Origin of the sequence: Chelativorans salis (genome assembly GCF_025336525.1) — a bacterium.
Lineage (GTDB): Bacteria > Pseudomonadota > Alphaproteobacteria > Rhizobiales > Rhizobiaceae > Chelativorans > Chelativorans salis.
The window spans coordinates 333,379-349,757 of sequence record NZ_JAOCZP010000002.1; the positions used below are offsets into that span (position 1 = coordinate 333,379).

The 16,379-nt window shown below is 63.1% G+C and carries 10 protein-coding genes; 6 read left to right on the plus strand and 4 right to left on the minus strand.

Translation table 11 applies throughout. The features are described 5' to 3' along the window. The first annotated feature begins 115 nt into the window (after positions 1-115). Both N5A92_RS07565 and N5A92_RS07570 read left to right on the plus strand, forming a co-directional pair. Entirely contained in the window at positions 116-1,126 is a 1,011-nt protein-coding gene (locus N5A92_RS07565) for an ATP-binding cassette domain-containing protein (protein ID WP_260901450.1), read from the plus strand. After that, positions 1,123-1,926: an ABC transporter permease gene (locus N5A92_RS07570; RefSeq protein WP_260901452.1), complete on the plus strand. Its 804-nt coding sequence runs from the start codon at positions 1,123-1,125 to the stop codon at positions 1,924-1,926. The genes N5A92_RS07565 and N5A92_RS07570 overlap by 4 nt, the downstream gene beginning before the upstream one ends. 655 nt (positions 1,927-2,581) lie before the next feature. Here N5A92_RS07570 and N5A92_RS07575 read toward each other — a convergent pair. The 3 genes from N5A92_RS07575 to carB all read right to left on the minus strand — a co-directional run bounded on the left by N5A92_RS07575 (position 2,582) and on the right by carB (position 8,208). Then, complete coding sequence (locus N5A92_RS07575; protein ID WP_260901454.1) at positions 2,582-2,860, minus strand: type II toxin-antitoxin system HicB family antitoxin; 279 nt, start codon at positions 2,858-2,860, stop codon at positions 2,582-2,584. 31 nt (positions 2,861-2,891) lie between these two features. Continuing rightward, on the minus strand, positions 2,892-4,643 hold the full coding sequence (locus tag N5A92_RS07580; RefSeq protein WP_260901456.1) for an ATP-dependent nuclease: 1,752 nt from the start codon (positions 4,641-4,643) through the stop codon (positions 2,892-2,894). 76 nt (positions 4,644-4,719) lie between these two features. Continuing rightward, positions 4,720-8,208, minus strand: a complete 3,489-nt coding sequence (carB, locus tag N5A92_RS07585; protein WP_260901459.1) for a carbamoyl-phosphate synthase large subunit — start codon at positions 8,206-8,208, stop codon at positions 4,720-4,722. 174 nt (positions 8,209-8,382) lie between these two features. Here carB and N5A92_RS07590 point away from each other — a divergent pair, with 174 nt between their 5' ends. Both N5A92_RS07590 and N5A92_RS07595 read left to right on the plus strand, forming a co-directional pair. After that, positions 8,383-9,123 (plus strand): DUF4336 domain-containing protein, encoded by a 741-nt coding sequence (locus N5A92_RS07590; RefSeq protein ID WP_260901463.1) that lies wholly within the window; start codon positions 8,383-8,385, stop codon positions 9,121-9,123. A gap of 220 nt (positions 9,124-9,343) precedes the next feature. Further along, positions 9,344-11,560 (plus strand): putative bifunctional diguanylate cyclase/phosphodiesterase, encoded by a 2,217-nt coding sequence (locus tag N5A92_RS07595; RefSeq protein WP_260901465.1) that lies wholly within the window; start codon positions 9,344-9,346, stop codon positions 11,558-11,560. Between the two features lie 220 nt (positions 11,561-11,780). Here the strand turns inward: N5A92_RS07595 and N5A92_RS07600 are convergent, their stop codons facing one another. Then, positions 11,781-11,951: a hypothetical protein gene (locus N5A92_RS07600; protein WP_252409657.1), complete on the minus strand. Its 171-nt coding sequence runs from the start codon at positions 11,949-11,951 to the stop codon at positions 11,781-11,783. Positions 11,952-12,135: 184 nt separating this feature from the next. On the opposite strand from N5A92_RS07600, the gene dnaG reads away from it, so the two are divergent. Both dnaG and rpoD read left to right on the plus strand, forming a co-directional pair. After that, on the plus strand, positions 12,136-14,049 hold the full coding sequence (gene dnaG, locus N5A92_RS07605) for a DNA primase (protein ID WP_260901468.1): 1,914 nt from the start codon (positions 12,136-12,138) through the stop codon (positions 14,047-14,049). A gap of 281 nt (positions 14,050-14,330) precedes the next feature. Continuing rightward, positions 14,331-16,331, plus strand: coding sequence for an RNA polymerase sigma factor RpoD (gene rpoD / locus N5A92_RS07610; RefSeq protein WP_260901469.1), 2,001 nt, complete (start codon positions 14,331-14,333; stop codon positions 16,329-16,331). The last annotated feature ends 48 nt before the right edge of the window (positions 16,332-16,379 follow it).

Below are 16,379 nucleotides of genomic sequence, written 5' to 3' on the forward strand. Positions count from 1 at the left end.
GCTGCCTCTTGCGACTGTCTTTAAAAGTACAGCCAAACGGGTGTATGTAGCCGCGCTGTCGGTTTGGGCGGGGCCGCTTCGTCTTCGATAGAAGATTTGCCGAGAGAGGGCTGTCATGAACGATACAGTGCTGGCGAACCGTCCCGCGGCCGCCGAGAGGGCCTTGCCGCTCGCCATTTCCGTGCGTGGGCTGGTCAAGCATTTCGGTGATGTGAAGGCCCTCGACGGGATCGATCTCGATGTGCCGCGCGGCATGATCTTCGCCATCCTCGGGCCGAACGGTGCGGGCAAGACGACGCTGATCCGCGTGCTTGCCACGCTTCTTTCGCCTGACGCGGGCTCGGCCACGGTGATGGGGCACGACCTCGTTTCCGAGCCGCGGGCCGTGCGCGGGGCCATCGCCATGACGGGGCAGTTCGCCTCGCTCGACGAGGACCTGACGGGGCGCGAGAATCTTCTGATGCTGGCGCGCCTGTGGGGCTTTGCCGGGCGGGCGGCGAAGCAGCGGGCGGATGAGCTTCTGGCCGCCTTCGACCTTTCGGATGCGGCGAAGAAGCAGGTGAAGTCGTATTCCGGCGGCATGCGCCGCAGGCTCGACATCGCCGCCTCGCTCATCGTCACGCCGGGCATCCTTTTCCTGGACGAGCCGACCACCGGCCTCGACCCGAAGGCGCGGCAGGGCGTGTGGCGGATGATCCGGCAGCTGGCGCAGTCGGGCGTGACCGTGCTTTTGACGACGCAGTATCTGGAGGAGGCCGACCAGCTGGCCGCGCGCATCGCCGTCATCGACCACGGGAAGAAGATCGCCGAGGGGACGAGCCGCGAACTGAAGGCGGAGATCGGCTCCGGTTTCCTGCATGTGGCGCTGGCCGACCAGGGGCGGCTCGACGAGGCGGAGGGCATCCTGGAAGCCCGCCTCGGCAACACCGTGCAGCGGAATGCCGAAGGGGCGCAGCTTTCCGTCGTCGCCGAGACGCCGAAGGCGGCGAACGAGGCGCTTGCCGCGCTGATCGCCGCCGGCATCGAGCTTGCGGATTTCTCAATGGGGTCGCCGAGCCTCGACGAGGTGTTCTTCGCGCTCACGGGGCAGGGGCTGGAAGACGAGAAGAAGGAAGAAGAAGAATGAGCGAGATCACGCCCGCCATGCTCAAGGACGTGCCGCGCCCGGCGGCACCTTCGGCCTTTTCCAATGCGCTCGTTTTCGGATGGCGGGCGATCCTGAAGTTCAAGCACGTGCCTGAGCAGCTCTTCGATCTGATCATGACGCCGCTCATGTTCACGCTGCTCTTCACCTTCGTCTTCGGCGGCGCGCTGGCGGGCTCGCCGGGCGAATATCTGCAGTTCTTCCTGCCGGGCATCCTGGTGCAGACGGTGGTGTTCAACTCGGTCTATTCCGGCATGGGGCTTTCGACGGACCTTTCCAAGGGGCTGTTCGAGCGCTTCCGGTCGCTGCCCATCTGGTCGCTGTCGCCGTTCGCCGGGCTGATGGTGGGCGACGTCCTGCGCCACGTGATCGCCGGCGGCATCATCCTCGGCATCGGGCTTGCGCTGGGCTATCGGCCGGAGGCGGGGATTTCGGGTGTCTTCTTCTCCTTCCTGCTCCTGATCGCCATCGGCTTCGGCACGGGGTGGATCTTCCTCGTGCTGGGGCTTTTGATCCGCACGCCGATGACGGTGATGACGATCGGCTTCACGTTCATCTTCCCGCTGGTCTTCGCCTCCAACATCATGGTGCGGCCGGAGACCATGCCCCGCTTGCTCGAGGCCTTCGTGGTGCGCAACCCGGTCTCGCACCAGACGACGGCGCTGCGCGGGCTGATGGCGGGGAGTGCGACGACGGGGGAGGTGCTTTTGGCGCTGGCGGCGCCGGTGGTGCTGACCATCGTGCTGGCGCCGGTGGTGCTGTGGCTTTATCGGCGGAATTGAGGGCTCCCTTTCCCTCCCCGCAAGGGGGAGGGGATTTTGCGACGCATCGCCCTTCCCGCAAGGGCGATGGCGCGCGGCATCATTGCCACGCCCGCTGCTCGCGTCTGGCCATTTCAAAGAACCCACCCTTCGGGAAGGCTCCCTTGAGGTGGTGGGAAGACGGGCGGCCGAAGTGTCGCCAGTCTAAATTTTTTAAGCGACCTCTCGGCCGCCCGTCCGGCGATTTCCGTCTCCGCCCGTTCCGCTTCCAGGGAGTGGATTGTGGAAGGTTTTGCCTTCCGCGACGGGGGTGGCCCTTCGACCCGCTCGGGGCTGCCACGTTGCCCGTCATTCCTCCACTCCCCTTTAAAGTGCACCGTCCGGCACGCGCCGCCCGTAGTGGCGGCAGGGGAACCCTTGGGCGGAGCCTCCCCGGGCCGGCCGCCACGTTAGCGGCCCGCCGGAGGCGCCGGCCCCTCCCCACGAGACCGCCGTCGCGATCTGCGTTCCCGCAGGAGGGACGGGGAGCATGATAGGGGCGGCTCGGGCAGCGGGGATAAAATGCGCGGTTGGCGGAGCAAAGAAATTATAAGCGATTGTTTTGGAACGAATGTTTTTTTGAGGGGGTGGGAATTTATCCCCGCTGGCGCCGCCCTCCGCTATGGCTCCCGTGGGGCTAAGCCGCGTCGGCCATGTTCGGGGCGGGGGCTATTGCCGCGACGACGGCGTCGGCGGGTTCGCGCAGGAAATCGGGGTCGCGGCGCAGGTCGTCGAGGGAGCGCGGCTCAGGGCGCTCGCCCGGCCAGTCCTCGAAGGCGAAGCCGAGGGCGGCGGAAGCCTCCCGCAAGGTCTCGTCCAGCGTATCCGCGACGGCGATCACGCCCGCCACGTCGGGGAAGGACACACCGTAGCCGCTGTCCGGCTCCTTGTGGATGAGCGCGATGTAGCGGGTCATGCCTGTCAGTCCTTCGGCCAGCGCGCCTGGGCTAATGCAGAAATGCCGCCATCGACTCCAGCTTCCCGGTTAAGTCGGCGGGGATATCCGCAGGTTCCATTTCATCAATAATTTGATTGATCGTGATACTACTTCCAAAATCCCGCTGTAATTCAGTAGACAGAACAGCAATGAATTCCTTGCCCGGCACGATAGAAAGCCGCGATTCTAGATCGCGCCAGTACGCCTCAAAACGCTGATTCGCTCTCTCCAAATGCGTTGGTTCCGCAGTGCGTCTATCTACTTCCCTGTGAAATGAGAGATAGTTCGCTGAATACTGCGCTTGGCAAGCGCCTCGAAACCTTTCCGTCAACTCCAACAAGTGCGCTTCAATTTGCTGATCCGTTTGCTGAGCACCCCGAGCGCGCAATCGTTTATGAATAGCAGCTAATAAGGGTCTGCCAACCAATGAGTAGTTCTCGATCTCCTTACGAGAAAGGACGTCTATCCACAGAGCTTGATTATTAAGTGTCTTCTTAAATTTTTCAATTTCCTCATCGCACCTGTAGTCTCTATCAAATAGCGCTGCAATTCTTACGTCCAGACCAAATATATTATGCAACGCCCAATCAACTTCCCTTACTCTAATCCACTGCGAGAATCCCCCTGCCTGTAGATAAGCAGTTTTTGGACTTTGAAATATCTTGTCGACTCGGGCTTTGGTTGCAAATTTTCGTATTAGGTTCTTTTCTCTGCCTTCAAAGAAAATTATCCTGTCAGCTCGTGCAATCCGAGCGAACTCGGCGTTTTCTGAGGAGCCGAGATAAGAATATACCTTTTTGTATCCTTCATCTGTCGTGACGCGTACTCCGGTGCGTTTGCTCGGGAGAATAGATACAATATCGCCTGGATCCGCTTCGTTCATGATTTCGGTTGAATGCGTTGCGACGAACGTTTGGGCGAAGCGTTCCTTAGCCATTTTGAGGATACGTTTCTGTAGCTCCGGGTGAAGGTAGATGTCGGGCTCATCTAGTATCAAAATTGACTCTTGTTTTGCGCGCAAGAACTGCGCCATCATCTGCATCCAAACCTGAAAGCCAAATCCAGACCAATATACCTCTCTTGGAATTCTATTTTCTATGTACATCATTGTTAAGTATGATGGATCTCCCCTTACAATCTCTGGTCTCTCAATATCAATTTCCTCCCATCCCTCCTTGCATAGCTCAATGAATCCTTGAAATTCTCTTTCCGACTTTAAATGCAATATGTTTCGAAAATTTCGACTTCCAAGGCGGGTATTCTCATTTCGCGCTACTGTCTCTGGTCTAACAGAGATTTCCCTTTCTTCGAGGGCTGATAGTGTTGGAACTATAACTAAATCTACTGGAAGTAATTTCCTAAAATCTAATGCTGTTCGTGGAAGTGCCTTATCCGTCTGAATGAACGCGTTTACGGGCTCTTCAGGATGAAGCCAAATGTGGACTTGAACGTCATTGTTCAGTCTAATGTTAATTTTTGCGGGCTCGTCACCATAGTCGCGTACGACGTTTTCAATAGGAATGCCAATGAGGGTTTGTGGCATTCGATATGATGCGCAAACTCCTATTCCCTCGTGATCCCTAAGCTGAGGGTTGTTTCTACTGGCATACCGATAAACATCCCGAAAAACCCTGAGTGCATCTAAGGTTGTAGACTTGCCAGCATTGTTTGGGCCGACAAAAACGTTTGTCTCTTTGCAGACTATTGAAAAGCGCTCGAATTTTTTGAACTCGGAGAAACCGATAGAGTGAATTGTCGCCATGGCCCGCCCTCCCAAATGAAGCGGACCGCATTCTTAATTATTTATGTCTGCTAACCAAGAGGCACAGCGGCTGGTATCAAAAATACCCCTGCAGCGGCCTGACCTCCAAGCTCCCCGCCTTCAACGCCGCAATCGCCTCCACCACCGCCTGCGCCCCCGACATCGTCGTATAGTACGGCACCTTCTGCATCAGCGTCGCGCGCCGCAGCGACTTGGAATCCGACACCGCCTTCTGCCCGTCCGTCGTGTTGAAAACGAGCTGCACCTGGCGGTTGCGGATGGCGTCTTCGATGTGGGGGCGGCCTTCGAGGACCTTGTTGATCTTTTCGGCGGGGACGTCGTTTTCGCGTAGGTAACGGGCGGTGCCGCCGGTGGCGAGGATCTTGAAGCCGAGGTCGGAGAGGCGTTTGACGGCGGGAAGCACGCGCGGCTTGTCGTCGTCGCGGACGGAGACGAAGAGGGTGCCGGAGCGGGGGAGATCGACGCCGGCGCCCAATTGGGCCTTGGCGAAGGCCAGCGCATAGTCGTGGTCGAGGCCCATGACTTCGCCGGTGGACTTCATCTCCGGGCCCAACAGGGTGTCGACGCCGGGGAAGCGGGCGAAGGGGAAGACGGCTTCCTTGACGGCGATGTGGCCGGGGTTGCGCACGTCGGGCATGGCGCCGTAGTGGGCGAAGGCGTCTTCGAGGGCCTCGCCGGCCATGATGCGGGCGGCGATCTTGGCGATGGGCTTGCCGATGGTCTTGGCGACGAAGGGCACCGTGCGGGAGGCGCGGGGGTTGACTTCGAGCACGTAGACTTCGCCGTCCTTCACCGCGTATTGCACGTTCATGAGGCCGCCGACGTTGAGCGCGCGGGCAAGGGCTGCGGTCTGGCGCTCCAGTTCGCCTACGAGGTCGGGGGTGAGGGAGTGGACGGGCAGCGAGCAGGCACTGTCGCCGGAGTGGATGCCGGCCTCCTCGATATGCTCCATGATGCCGGAGACGAAGACGTTTTTGCCATCGGAGAGGCAGTCGACGTCGACCTCGATGGCCTCCGTCAGGTAGGTGTCGAAGAGGAGGGGGTTTTTCGACAGCAGCGTGTTGATCTGGCCGGTCTTGTCGGCTGGGTATTTCTGGCGGATCTCCTCCGGCACGAGGCCCGGCACCGTGTCGAGGAGGTAGGACTGCAGGCGGGTCTCGTCGTGGATGATCTGCATGGCGCGGCCGCCGAGCACGTAAGAGGGGCGCACGACGAGGGGGAAGCCGAGCTCGGAGGCGACGACGCGGGCCTGCTCCACGGAGAAGGCGATGCCGTTCCTGGGCTGCTTGAGGCCGAGCTTGACGAGGAGCTTCTGGAAGCGGTCGCGGTCTTCGGCAAGGTCGATCATGTCCGGCGCGGTGCCGAGGATGGGGATGCCGGCTTTTTCCAGCGCGTCGGCGAGCTTGAGCGGGGTCTGGCCGCCGAACTGGACGATGACGCCGACGAGCTCGCCTTTGGCCTGCTCGGCGCGGAGGATTTCCAGCACGTCCTCCGGCGTGAGGGGCTCGAAATAGAGGCGGTCGGAGGTGTCGTAGTCGGTCGAGACGGTCTCGGGGTTGCAGTTGACCATGATCGACTCGTAGCCGGCGTCGGCGAGCGCGAAGGCGGCGTGGCAGCAGCAATAGTCGAACTCGATGCCCTGGCCGATGCGGTTGGGGCCGCCGCCGAGGATGACGACCTTCTTACGGTCGGAGACGCGGGCTTCGTCGGCGGGGCGGCCTGCGAAGGGGGTCTCGTAGGTGGAGTACATGTAGGCGGTGGGGGCGGCGAACTCGGCCGCGCAGGTGTCGATGCGCTTGAAGACGGGGTGGACGTCAAGGGATTCGCGAATCTTCAGAATCTCTTCCGTCTCTTTCCTCACAAGCGACGCGAGGCGGGAATCGGAGAAGCCCATTGACTTGAGCATGCGGAAATTGGCGGCGTCCTCGGGCAGGCCGTGCTCGCGGACGCGCTCTTCCATGGCGACGATGGCGGCGATCTGCTCCAGGAACCAGGGGTCGATGTGGCACATGGCGTGCACGTCGGCGATGGAGGTGCCCATGCGGATGGCCTGGGCGACCATGCGCAGGCGGTCGGGCGTGGGGGTGCCGAGGGCGGCGCGGATGGCGTTCTTGTCGTCGGGGCCGTTTTCGCCGAGGCCGGGGATCTCGATCTCGTCGAGGCCGGTGAGGCCGGTCTCCAGGCCGCGCAGCGCCTTCTGGAGGGATTCGGCGAAGGTGCGGCCGATGGCCATGACCTCACCGACGGATTTCATGGCGGTGGTGAGCACCGGATCGGAGCCGGGGAACTTTTCGAAGGCGAAGCGGGGGATTTTTGTGACGACGTAGTCGATGGAGGGTTCGAAGCTTGCCGGGGTGGCGCCGCCGGTGATGTCGTTTTCGAGCTCGTCGAGCGTGTAGCCGACGGCGAGCTTTGCCGCGACCTTGGCGATGGGGAAGCCGGTGGCCTTCGACGCCAGCGCGGAGGAACGGGAGACGCGCGGGTTCATCTCGATGACGACGAGGCGGCCGGTCTCAGGGTTGACGGCGAACTGGACGTTGGAGCCGCCGGTCTCGACGCCGATCTCGCGCAGGACCGCGATCGATGCGTTGCGCATGATCTGGTATTCTTTGTCGGTGAGGGTCAAGGCCGGGGCGACGGTGATGGAATCGCCCGTGTGCACGCCCATCGGATCGATGTTCTCGATGGAGCAGATGATGATGCAGTTGTCCGCCCTGTCGCGGACGACCTCCATCTCGTACTCCTTCCAGCCGAGCACGGATTCCTCGATGAGGACCTCGGTGGTGGGGGAGGCGTCGAGGCCGCGCTCGACGATCTCGAAGAACTCCGAGCGGTTGTAGGCGATGCCGCCGCCGGTGCCGCCCAGCGTGAAGGAGGGGCGGATGATGGCGGGTAAGCCGACCTCGTCGAGCGCGGTGGCGGCGACGGCCATGGCGTGGGTCATGTAGCGCTGCTTGCGGTCGCCTTCGCCGAGCTGCCATTCGGTCTCCAGCGCGTCGAGCGCGGCGTCGAGCTCTTCGTCCGTGTATCTGGCGCGCAGTTCGGCGCGGCGGGCCTCGTGGGTCTTGCGGTCCTCCTCCTTCACGTCGGTCGCGTTGGCGAGCTTGGATATGGGCGTTTCAAGGCCGATGCGGGCCATCGCCTCGCGGAACAGCTTGCGGTCCTCGGCCATGTCGATGGCCTCGGCATTGGCACCGATCATCTCGACATTGTAACGATCAAGCACGCCCATGCGGCGCAAGGAGAGAGCGGTGTTGAGCGCGGTCTGGCCGCCCATGGTGGGGAGCAGGGCATCGGGGCGCTCGCGGGCGATGATCTTGGCGACCACCTCGGGGGTGATGGGCTCGATGTAGGTAGCGTCGGCCAGCTCCGGGTCGGTCATGATGGTGGCCGGGTTGGAGTTGACCAGGATGACGCGGTAGCCTTCCTCCCTCAGCGCCTTGACGGCCTGGGTGCCGGAATAGTCGAACTCGCAGGCCTGGCCGATGACGATGGGGCCGGCCCCGATGATCAGGATCGACTTGATGTCGGTGCGTTTTGGCATGGAGGGTCCGTCCGTGGCTCGGGCCTGCGCGGGCGTTGCGCCCCCGCGGCAGAGGAAGTCAAAACTGTCAGGCTAGGCGGGCCTTATAGGCAATGGCGGGCGGCGACGGAACCCCGAAAATGCGCCCGTGGCGGGTTGTTGCCCGGTTGGGGATCGGCGGTGCATGCTGCCGCCATGACAGAAGATGAAGCCACCTATCCGCCACTCAACACGCTGAAGCCGGTCTGCGATAGTGTCTGGATCGTCGACGGCCCGACGATCCGCTTCGGCATGCCGTGGCCGAAGATGCCCTTTCCGACGCGCATGACGGTGATCCGGCTCAAGGATGGCGGCCTCTTCATTCACTCGCCGACGCCGCTCACCGAGGGGCTCAGACAGGAGATCGCGACGATCGGCGAGGTGCGCTTCATCATCGGGCCGAACCGCATCCACTACTGGTGGATTCCGGAGTGGCGCGAGGCTTATGGCCAAGCGCAGGTCTGGCTCGCCCCGCGCATCCGCGAGCAGGCGGGCGGGCGCATCGACTTTGCGGCGCGGGAGCTTGAGCGCGAGAGCGGCTATCCGTGGGACAGGGAGATCGACACGCTGCCGGTTACCGGCAGCTTCATGACGGAGGTCGAGTTCTTCCACCATGCCAGCCGGACGCTGGTACTGACGGATTTCATCGAGAACTTCGAGCCGGACAAGCTCGGCCGGCCGATGCGCTTGCTCGCCCATCTGGGCGGTGTCCTGGATCCCGACGGCCAGATGCCGCGCGACATGCGGCTGACCTTCGCCAAGGAAAAGCCGGCGCTCAAGGCGGCGGTGGAGAGGATGATCGCCTGGAACCCGAAACGCATCATCATCGCCCACGGCCGCTGGTACGAGAAGGATGGTGCGGCGGAACTGAAGCGGGCCTTTCACTGGGTGCTGTAGGTGCGGCTGCGGGATGGTGCAAGACGCTCTAGCCCGCCGATCGCCTGTTCCGAGCGCAAGAAGATGAGAGGCCAGCGCTCGGCTGCGGCGATTCGCGCATCTGCTGCGCCGCCAATACCGTTGACCAAGGCGGTGAAAGCTTCAACTTGCGCGAAGACATCAATCCAAGATTAAATAATTCCGCCGCACGGTGCTGTGCGATTCCCCGGGGGTACAGCTAATGCGGCTTTCCGCGCTCTTTGGTCACTTCACTGCAAAAATTGTCATTCCAGTCTTTGCGATCGCTGCCGTGGTAGGCGTGGGGGTCGCGGGGCTTCTTATGTGGTCGAGCCAGCAGACAGACCATGTCGCGATCGAGCGGCAGGAAAGGCTGGTGCAGCTGGTCGTGTCGCAATTGCAGACGTCGATCGCACACAACCAGGAGAGCGTTACCGTCTGGGACGACGCGGTGAGGGCCGTCAGGGACGGCGCCGATCGGGAATGGCTGGACTATAATCTTGGCGAGTGGATGCACACCTATTTCGGCCATGACGGGGCCTTCATCCTCGATCCGGCCGGCAAGCTCGTTTATGCCTTTTCGACGGAGATCGAGAAGGGGGAGGAAGCCTTCGCAGAAGTCGCCGGCCCGGCGGCGCCTCTCCTGAAGGTGGTTCGCACGAAGATGCTGACCGGGGACATGGAGGGAGTGAGCGACCGCATGCTCTCTCCGGGTGCCTCGGACCTCGTTGTGGTGCACGGCCATCCAGCCGTCGTCAGCGTCAAGCCGATCGTCTCCGATACGGGCGATATCGAGCAGACCCCGGGGGAGGAGTATCTGCATGTCGCCATCAGATATCTGGACGGCGATTTCGTGACGGAGCTGGAGGGGGACTATCTCTTCGAGGGGATGCGCTTTGCCTGGACGGACGAGAGGGCGGAGGGCGAGGAGGCGATGCCTTTACAGGCTGTCTCCGGGCAGGTGATCGGCTACTTCATCTGGCAACCCTACAAGCCGGGAGAGGCGGTGCTTTACCGAATGGCTCCGGTGCTCCTCGTGATCCTGGGGCTGGTGCTCGTGACCATCGCCACGCTCCTGCTTGTCATCAACCAACGGTCCAAGAAGCTGAAGGCGAGCGAGGCCAGGATGCAGTTTCTCGCCCTGCACGATCCGCTCACAGGCCTGCCGAACCGGGCCCTGTTCGACCAAAGGCTGGATGATGCGTTGCGGGCGGTCCGGGAAGCGGGCGCCAGAGTGGCGGTGCTCTATCTCGACCTCGACCGGTTCAAGCACGTCAACGATACGCTCGGCCATCCCGTGGGGGACATGGTGATCCGGGAATTTGCCGAGAGGCTGAAGGCGCTGACGGGCAGGGGCGACACGGTCGCACGCATCGGCGGTGACGAATTCATCGTGATCATGCCGAAGCTGAGGCAGGCCAGGGAGGTCGAGACCCTGTGCCAGCGGATCGTCGAGACATTGGAGCGGCCGTTCGAGGTCGACGGCCATCAGGTCTTTTCAGGCGTGAGCATCGGCGTGGCGTTCGCCCCGGCGCATGGCGCGGAGCGGACGGAGCTCACCCGGAAGGCGGATATCGCGCTTTACCACGCCAAGAGCGCCGGCCGCAGCCGCTATGCCATTTTCGGCAATGCCATGGATGCGGTGCTGCAGACGCGCCGGGACATCGAGCGCGACTTGCGGCTGGCCATGGGCCGGAAAGACGAGATCAGCATCCACTATCAGCCCCGCTACGCCGCCGAAGATATGCGGATCACGGGCGTCGAGGCGCTGCTGCGCTGGAACCACCCGACGAAGGGGTGGATCTCCCCCTCGGTCTTCGTTTCGGTGGCCGAGGAGACGGGGCTTGTCGAGGCGCTCGGCGAGTTGGTGATGCGGGAGGCCTGCAAGGCGGCCGTCCTGTGGTCGGAGGTGACGGTCTCGGTCAACACCTCGGTGATCGAACTGCGCAATCCCGGCTTCGCTGCCAAGGTGGGCGAGACGCTGCGCGCGTGCGGTCTTCACCCGCGACGGCTGGAGATCGAGGTGACGGAAGGTGCCATCTCGGACAATGTCGGCCATTGCGAGCAGAACATCAGGGCGTTGCGGGAGATGGGCGTGCAGATCGCGCTCGATGATTTCGGAACAGGGTTTTCCTCGCTCGGCAGGCTGAAGCAGCTCCAGGTGGACCGGATCAAGATCGATCGCAGCTTCGTCCACGGCTTCGGGCGGCTGAGCGGCGACGAGGCGATCGTGCAGGCGATGATCCATCTCGCCCGTGCCCGAGGGCTTCGCACGACAGCCGAAGGCGTCGAGACGCGGGAGCAGAGCGACTATCTCAAGCAGGTCGGCTGCGACGAACTGCAGGGCTTCCTGTTCTCGTCCCCGGTCACGCTCAGTCAGATCGACGCGCTTCTGGGCGTCAAGAGAAGGACGCTGACTGTGGTGTCGAGCGTTGCGTGAGGCGGCAGGTAATGCGCGTGCGACGACCCTCTCTCTTGCAAATTCCACGGACTTAGCTTCGGCTAAGCCCAAGAATTTGCTTTCTCCCCGCCAGGGGGAGATATCGCCAGCCTCGCCCTTGCGGCCAATCGCAAAGGTTGGCGATTTGCAGCGGCGCTGGTGCAGCGCCTATCTCTCCCCTTGCGAGTGAGGGGGCCTCCAGCTCGAATGTCTACAGGCCTTAGCGCGACAGAATATCTTGTAGGGATAGTGACCGACGAACAGTGCCCTCGGTGGCGAACTCGCCCTGGTCAGCTTCCTTCAGCGCCGTGGTCAACGTTTCGCGCTCGGCTTCGCTCACACGGTATGTGCCGGTTCGACGCGCCTCGATCACACGAGCATGGTCGGCCAAATCTTGCCGACCCTCCTCCGCCCAATGCTTCGCTTGTTCAAGGACTGCTTCCAACGTTGTGCACCATATCACGCGTATGAAACAGGAACCGATGCCGATTGTGAAAAGCGGGCAAAGCCTTCTTTTGTCGTCGTGGCGGGCTGGCTTCTCATGTATAGACGGTAGACAAACCTAACGGTCGACCATGCGCTTTTCCACCAGTTTCCTGGACGAAATCCGAGACCGCGTGCCCATTTCACAGGTGGTGGGGCAGCGCGTGACGTTCGACAAGCGCAAGACCAATGCGGCGCGCGGGGATTACTGGGCGTGCTGCCCCTTTCACGGGGAGAAATCGCCGAGCTTTCACTGCGAGGACCGGAAGGGGCGGTACCACTGCTTCGGCTGCGGGGTATCGGGGGACCATTTCCGGTTTCTGACGGAGCTCGACGGGATGAGCTTTCCCGAAGCCGTGGAGCGGGTGGCGGAGATGGCGGGCGTGCCTATGCCGGCGCGCGACCCGGAAGCCGAGCGCAAGGAGAAGGAGCGGGCGAGCCTCACCGACGTGATGGAGATGGCGACCGGCTTCTTTCAGGACAACCTGCAGGGGCATGGAGGGGCGGAGGCGCGGGCATATCTGCGCGGGCGGGGGATCTCGTCGGCGACGCAGCAGGCCTTCCGGCTCGGCTTTGCGCCGGACAGCCGCAACGGGTTGAAGGAGTTCCTGGCCGGCAAAGGAGTGGGGAAAGGCCAGATCGAGGCATGTGGGCTGGTGCGGCACGGGCCGGATATCCCCGTCTCCTACGACTGGTTCCGCGGGCGCATCATGTTTCCCATCGAGGATGTGCGCGGGCGTGTGATCGCCTTCGGCGGGCGGGCGCTCTCCTCCGACGTGCCGGCCAAATACATGAACTCACCGGATACGGAGCTCTTTCACAAGGGGCGTGTGCTCTACAACCATGCGCGGGCGCGCAAGGCGGCGCGGGGCGGGCCCGTGGTGGCGGTGGAAGGCTATATGGACGTCATCGCGCTCGCCCAGGTGGGGGTGGAGAATGCGGTGGCGCCGCTCGGCACGGCGCTGACGGAACATCAACTGGAACTCTTGTGGCGCATGACGGGGGAGCCGGTCCTGTGCTTCGACGGCGACGAGGCGGGCCTGCGCGCGGCTTGGCGGGCCGCCGAGATGGCGCTGCCCATGGTGCAGGCGGGCCGCACGCTGCGCTTCGCGCTTTTACCGCAGGGCAAGGACCCGGACGACCTTGTGCGAGAGGCGGGCCGCGAGGCTTTCGACGCGCTCGTGGCAGAGGCACGGCCTCTGGCGGACATCCTGTGGATGCGCGAGACATCGGGGCGGGTGTTCGACACGCCGGAGCGGCGGGCCGAGCTCGAGCAGAACCTCAGGGCGCTGTCCGGCCGGATCCGCGACGAGAGCGTGCGGCGCCACTACGCGCAGGAGCTGCGCGAGAGGGTGCAGACCTTCTTCGGAGCCGCGCAGCAAAGGAGGCGCGGCGGTGAGCGCGGCTTCGGCGGCAAGCAGCAGGGCAGGCCGGGGGCGGCGGCGGGCAGGCTGGCCGTCTCGGAAAGCCTGGCGCGTTCGGGCCTGGTGCGCTCGGCGGGCGGGCATATGTCGCTGCGCGAAGCGGCCATCATGGTGGCGCTGGTCAACCATCCGGCCCTTATCGACGAGCATTTCGACGCGGTGGAGATGATGGCGCTGGCAAGCGCCGAGCTCGTCCGCCTGCGCTCGGCCCTGCTCGACGCGCTCGCCCACGGGGTGGCGCACGAGCGGGAGGCGCTGAGGGAGGCGCTGGACGCCGCTGGCGCCGGTGGGGCCCTGGAGCAGGCGGAGATGCTGGTGCGGCGGGCCAACCAGTGGCCGGCACTGCCGGATGCGGCGCTGGAGGACGCGCGCGAGGCGTTTCTTCAAACCTTGCACTTGCACCGCAGCGCCGGCTTTCTACATAAGGAGCTCAAAGTGGCCGAGCAGGCGCTCGCCAACGAACCGACCGAAGAGAACTATCGGCATCTGGTGGAGATTCAGGCCGAGTTGCGCAATGTGCAAGCGACAGAAGCGCTGATCGAGGGGTTTGGACTCCTCTCCGGGCGCGCTGGACGGTCATGATGTGGCCCGTAGAGCGGATCGCCGGCAAAGGGCGGGTGATTCGCTTTTTTCATGCGAATCATGGCACAGCAGCTTGACCTCGGCGCCGATTGAAGGAATCAGGATCGATTCGACAGGGCGTAAAACGAACGAAAACGGCGCCCGGCATGGAAGACCGTAAGGTCCGCTATAGATGTTAAGGTTAGCCGCGCGTTAACGCTGCAGCGGCTAGAGCCAGGTGAATGCGCGAATCATGCGGCGCGGTGACGCATGAAGCGCGAACCGGTTGGAGAAAGCAAGGCATGGCGACAACCAAGGAAAAAGAAGAAGTCGAAACGGAACGCGAGAGCGCCGACGGCCCTCTGCTCGACCTTTCGGACGACGCTGTCAAGAAGATGATCAAGGCCGCCAAGAAGCGCGGCTACGTGACCATGGACGAGCTGAACGCCGTTCTCCCCTCGGGCGAGGTTTCGTCCGAGCAGATCGAGGACACGATGGCGATGCTCTCCGACATGGGCATCAACGTCGTCGAGGACGATGAGGCGGGCGAAGACGGCGATACTTCCGACAGCGAGGAAAGCACCGAACTGACGGAGCAGACCGGCACCGCGGTCGCGCCCACCGCCACGAAGAAAGAGCCGACGGACCGCACCGACGACCCCGTGCGCATGTATCTGCGCGAGATGGGCTCGGTGGAGCTTCTGTCGCGCGAGGGCGAGATTGCCATCGCCAAGCGCATCGAGGCCGGCCGGGAGACCATGATCGCCGGGCTGTGCGAGAGCCCGCTGACCTTCCAGGCGCTCATCATCTGGCGTGACGAGCTCAACGACGGCAAGATCCTTCTGCGCGAGATCATCGATCTGGAAGCGACCTATGCAGGCCCTGAGGCCAAGCAGGCGCCGGTGGTGACGCGGCCGGACGAGGACGCCAAGCCGGCCGAAGAGAAGCCGAAGCGGGCGCGCGAGGACGACATCACCGATGTCGGCGGCGAAAGCAGCGCCGAGGAAGAGGACGACGAGGAAGACGAGGCCAACCTGTCGCTGGCCGCCATGGAAGCGGAGCTGAAGCCCGCCGTCATGGAGACGCTCGACTTCATCGCCGACACCTACGCCAAGCTGCGCAAGCTGCAGGACCAGAAGGTGGAAAGCCGGCTCTCCGACGGCGATAACCTTTCGGCCGGTCAGGAGCGCCGCTACAAGCAGCTCAAGGGTGAGCTGATCACGTCCGTGAAGTCGCTGTCGCTGAACAACCAGCGCATCGAGACGCTGGTCGAGCAGCTTTACGACATTAACAAGCGCCTGGTGCAGAACGAGGGGCGGCTTCTCCGCCTCGCCGAAAGCTACGGTGTGAGGCGCGAGGACTTTCTTCAGGCCTATCAAGGTTCCGAACTGGACCCGAACTGGACCGGCAACGTGGCCGAGCTGACCAGCCGCGGCTGGAAGGAGTTCACGAAGAACGAGGCCGACACGATCGAGGCGCTGCGGACGGAAATCCAGAACCTCGCCCAGGAGACGGCGATCTCCATCGGCGAATTCCGCCGCATCGTCAACCAGGTGCAGAAGGGCGAGCGCGAGGCGGCCATCGCCAAGAAGGAGATGGTGGAGGCCAACCTGCGCCTCGTCATCTCGATTGCCAAGAAGTACACGAACCGCGGCCTGCAGTTCCTGGATCTGATCCAGGAGGGCAATATCGGCCTGATGAAGGCGGTCGACAAGTTCGAGTACCGCCGCGGCTACAAGTTCTCCACCTATGCGACGTGGTGGATCAGGCAGGCGATCACCCGTTCGATCGCCGACCAGGCGCGCACGATCCGCATTCCGGTGCACATGATCGAGACGATCAACAAGATCGTCCGCACCTCGCGCCAGATGCTGCACGAGATCGGCCGCGAGCCGACGCCGGAGGAACTGGCCGAGAAGCTCGCCATGCCGCTCGAAAAGGTGCGCAAGGTCCTGAAGATCGCCAAGGAGCCGATCAGCCTCGAAACGCCGGTGGGCGACGAGGAGGATTCACATCTCGGCGACTTCATCGAGGACAAGATGGCGGTGCTGCCGATCGATGCGGCGATCCAGGCGAACCTGCGCGAGACGACGACGCGGGTGCTCGCTTCGCTGACGCCGCGCGAGGAGCGCGTGCTTCGCATGCGCTTCGGCATCGGCATGAACACCGACCATACGCTCGAGGAAGTCGGCCAGCAGTTCTCGGTGACGCGCGAGCGTATCCGCCAGATCGAGGCGAAGGCGCTGAGGAAGCTGAAGCATCCGAGCCGCTCGAGGAAGCTCAGGAGCTTCCTCGACAGCTAGAAAGCCATAGCCGACCACTCTTTAAGCCGGGCCTCGCGCCCGGCTTTT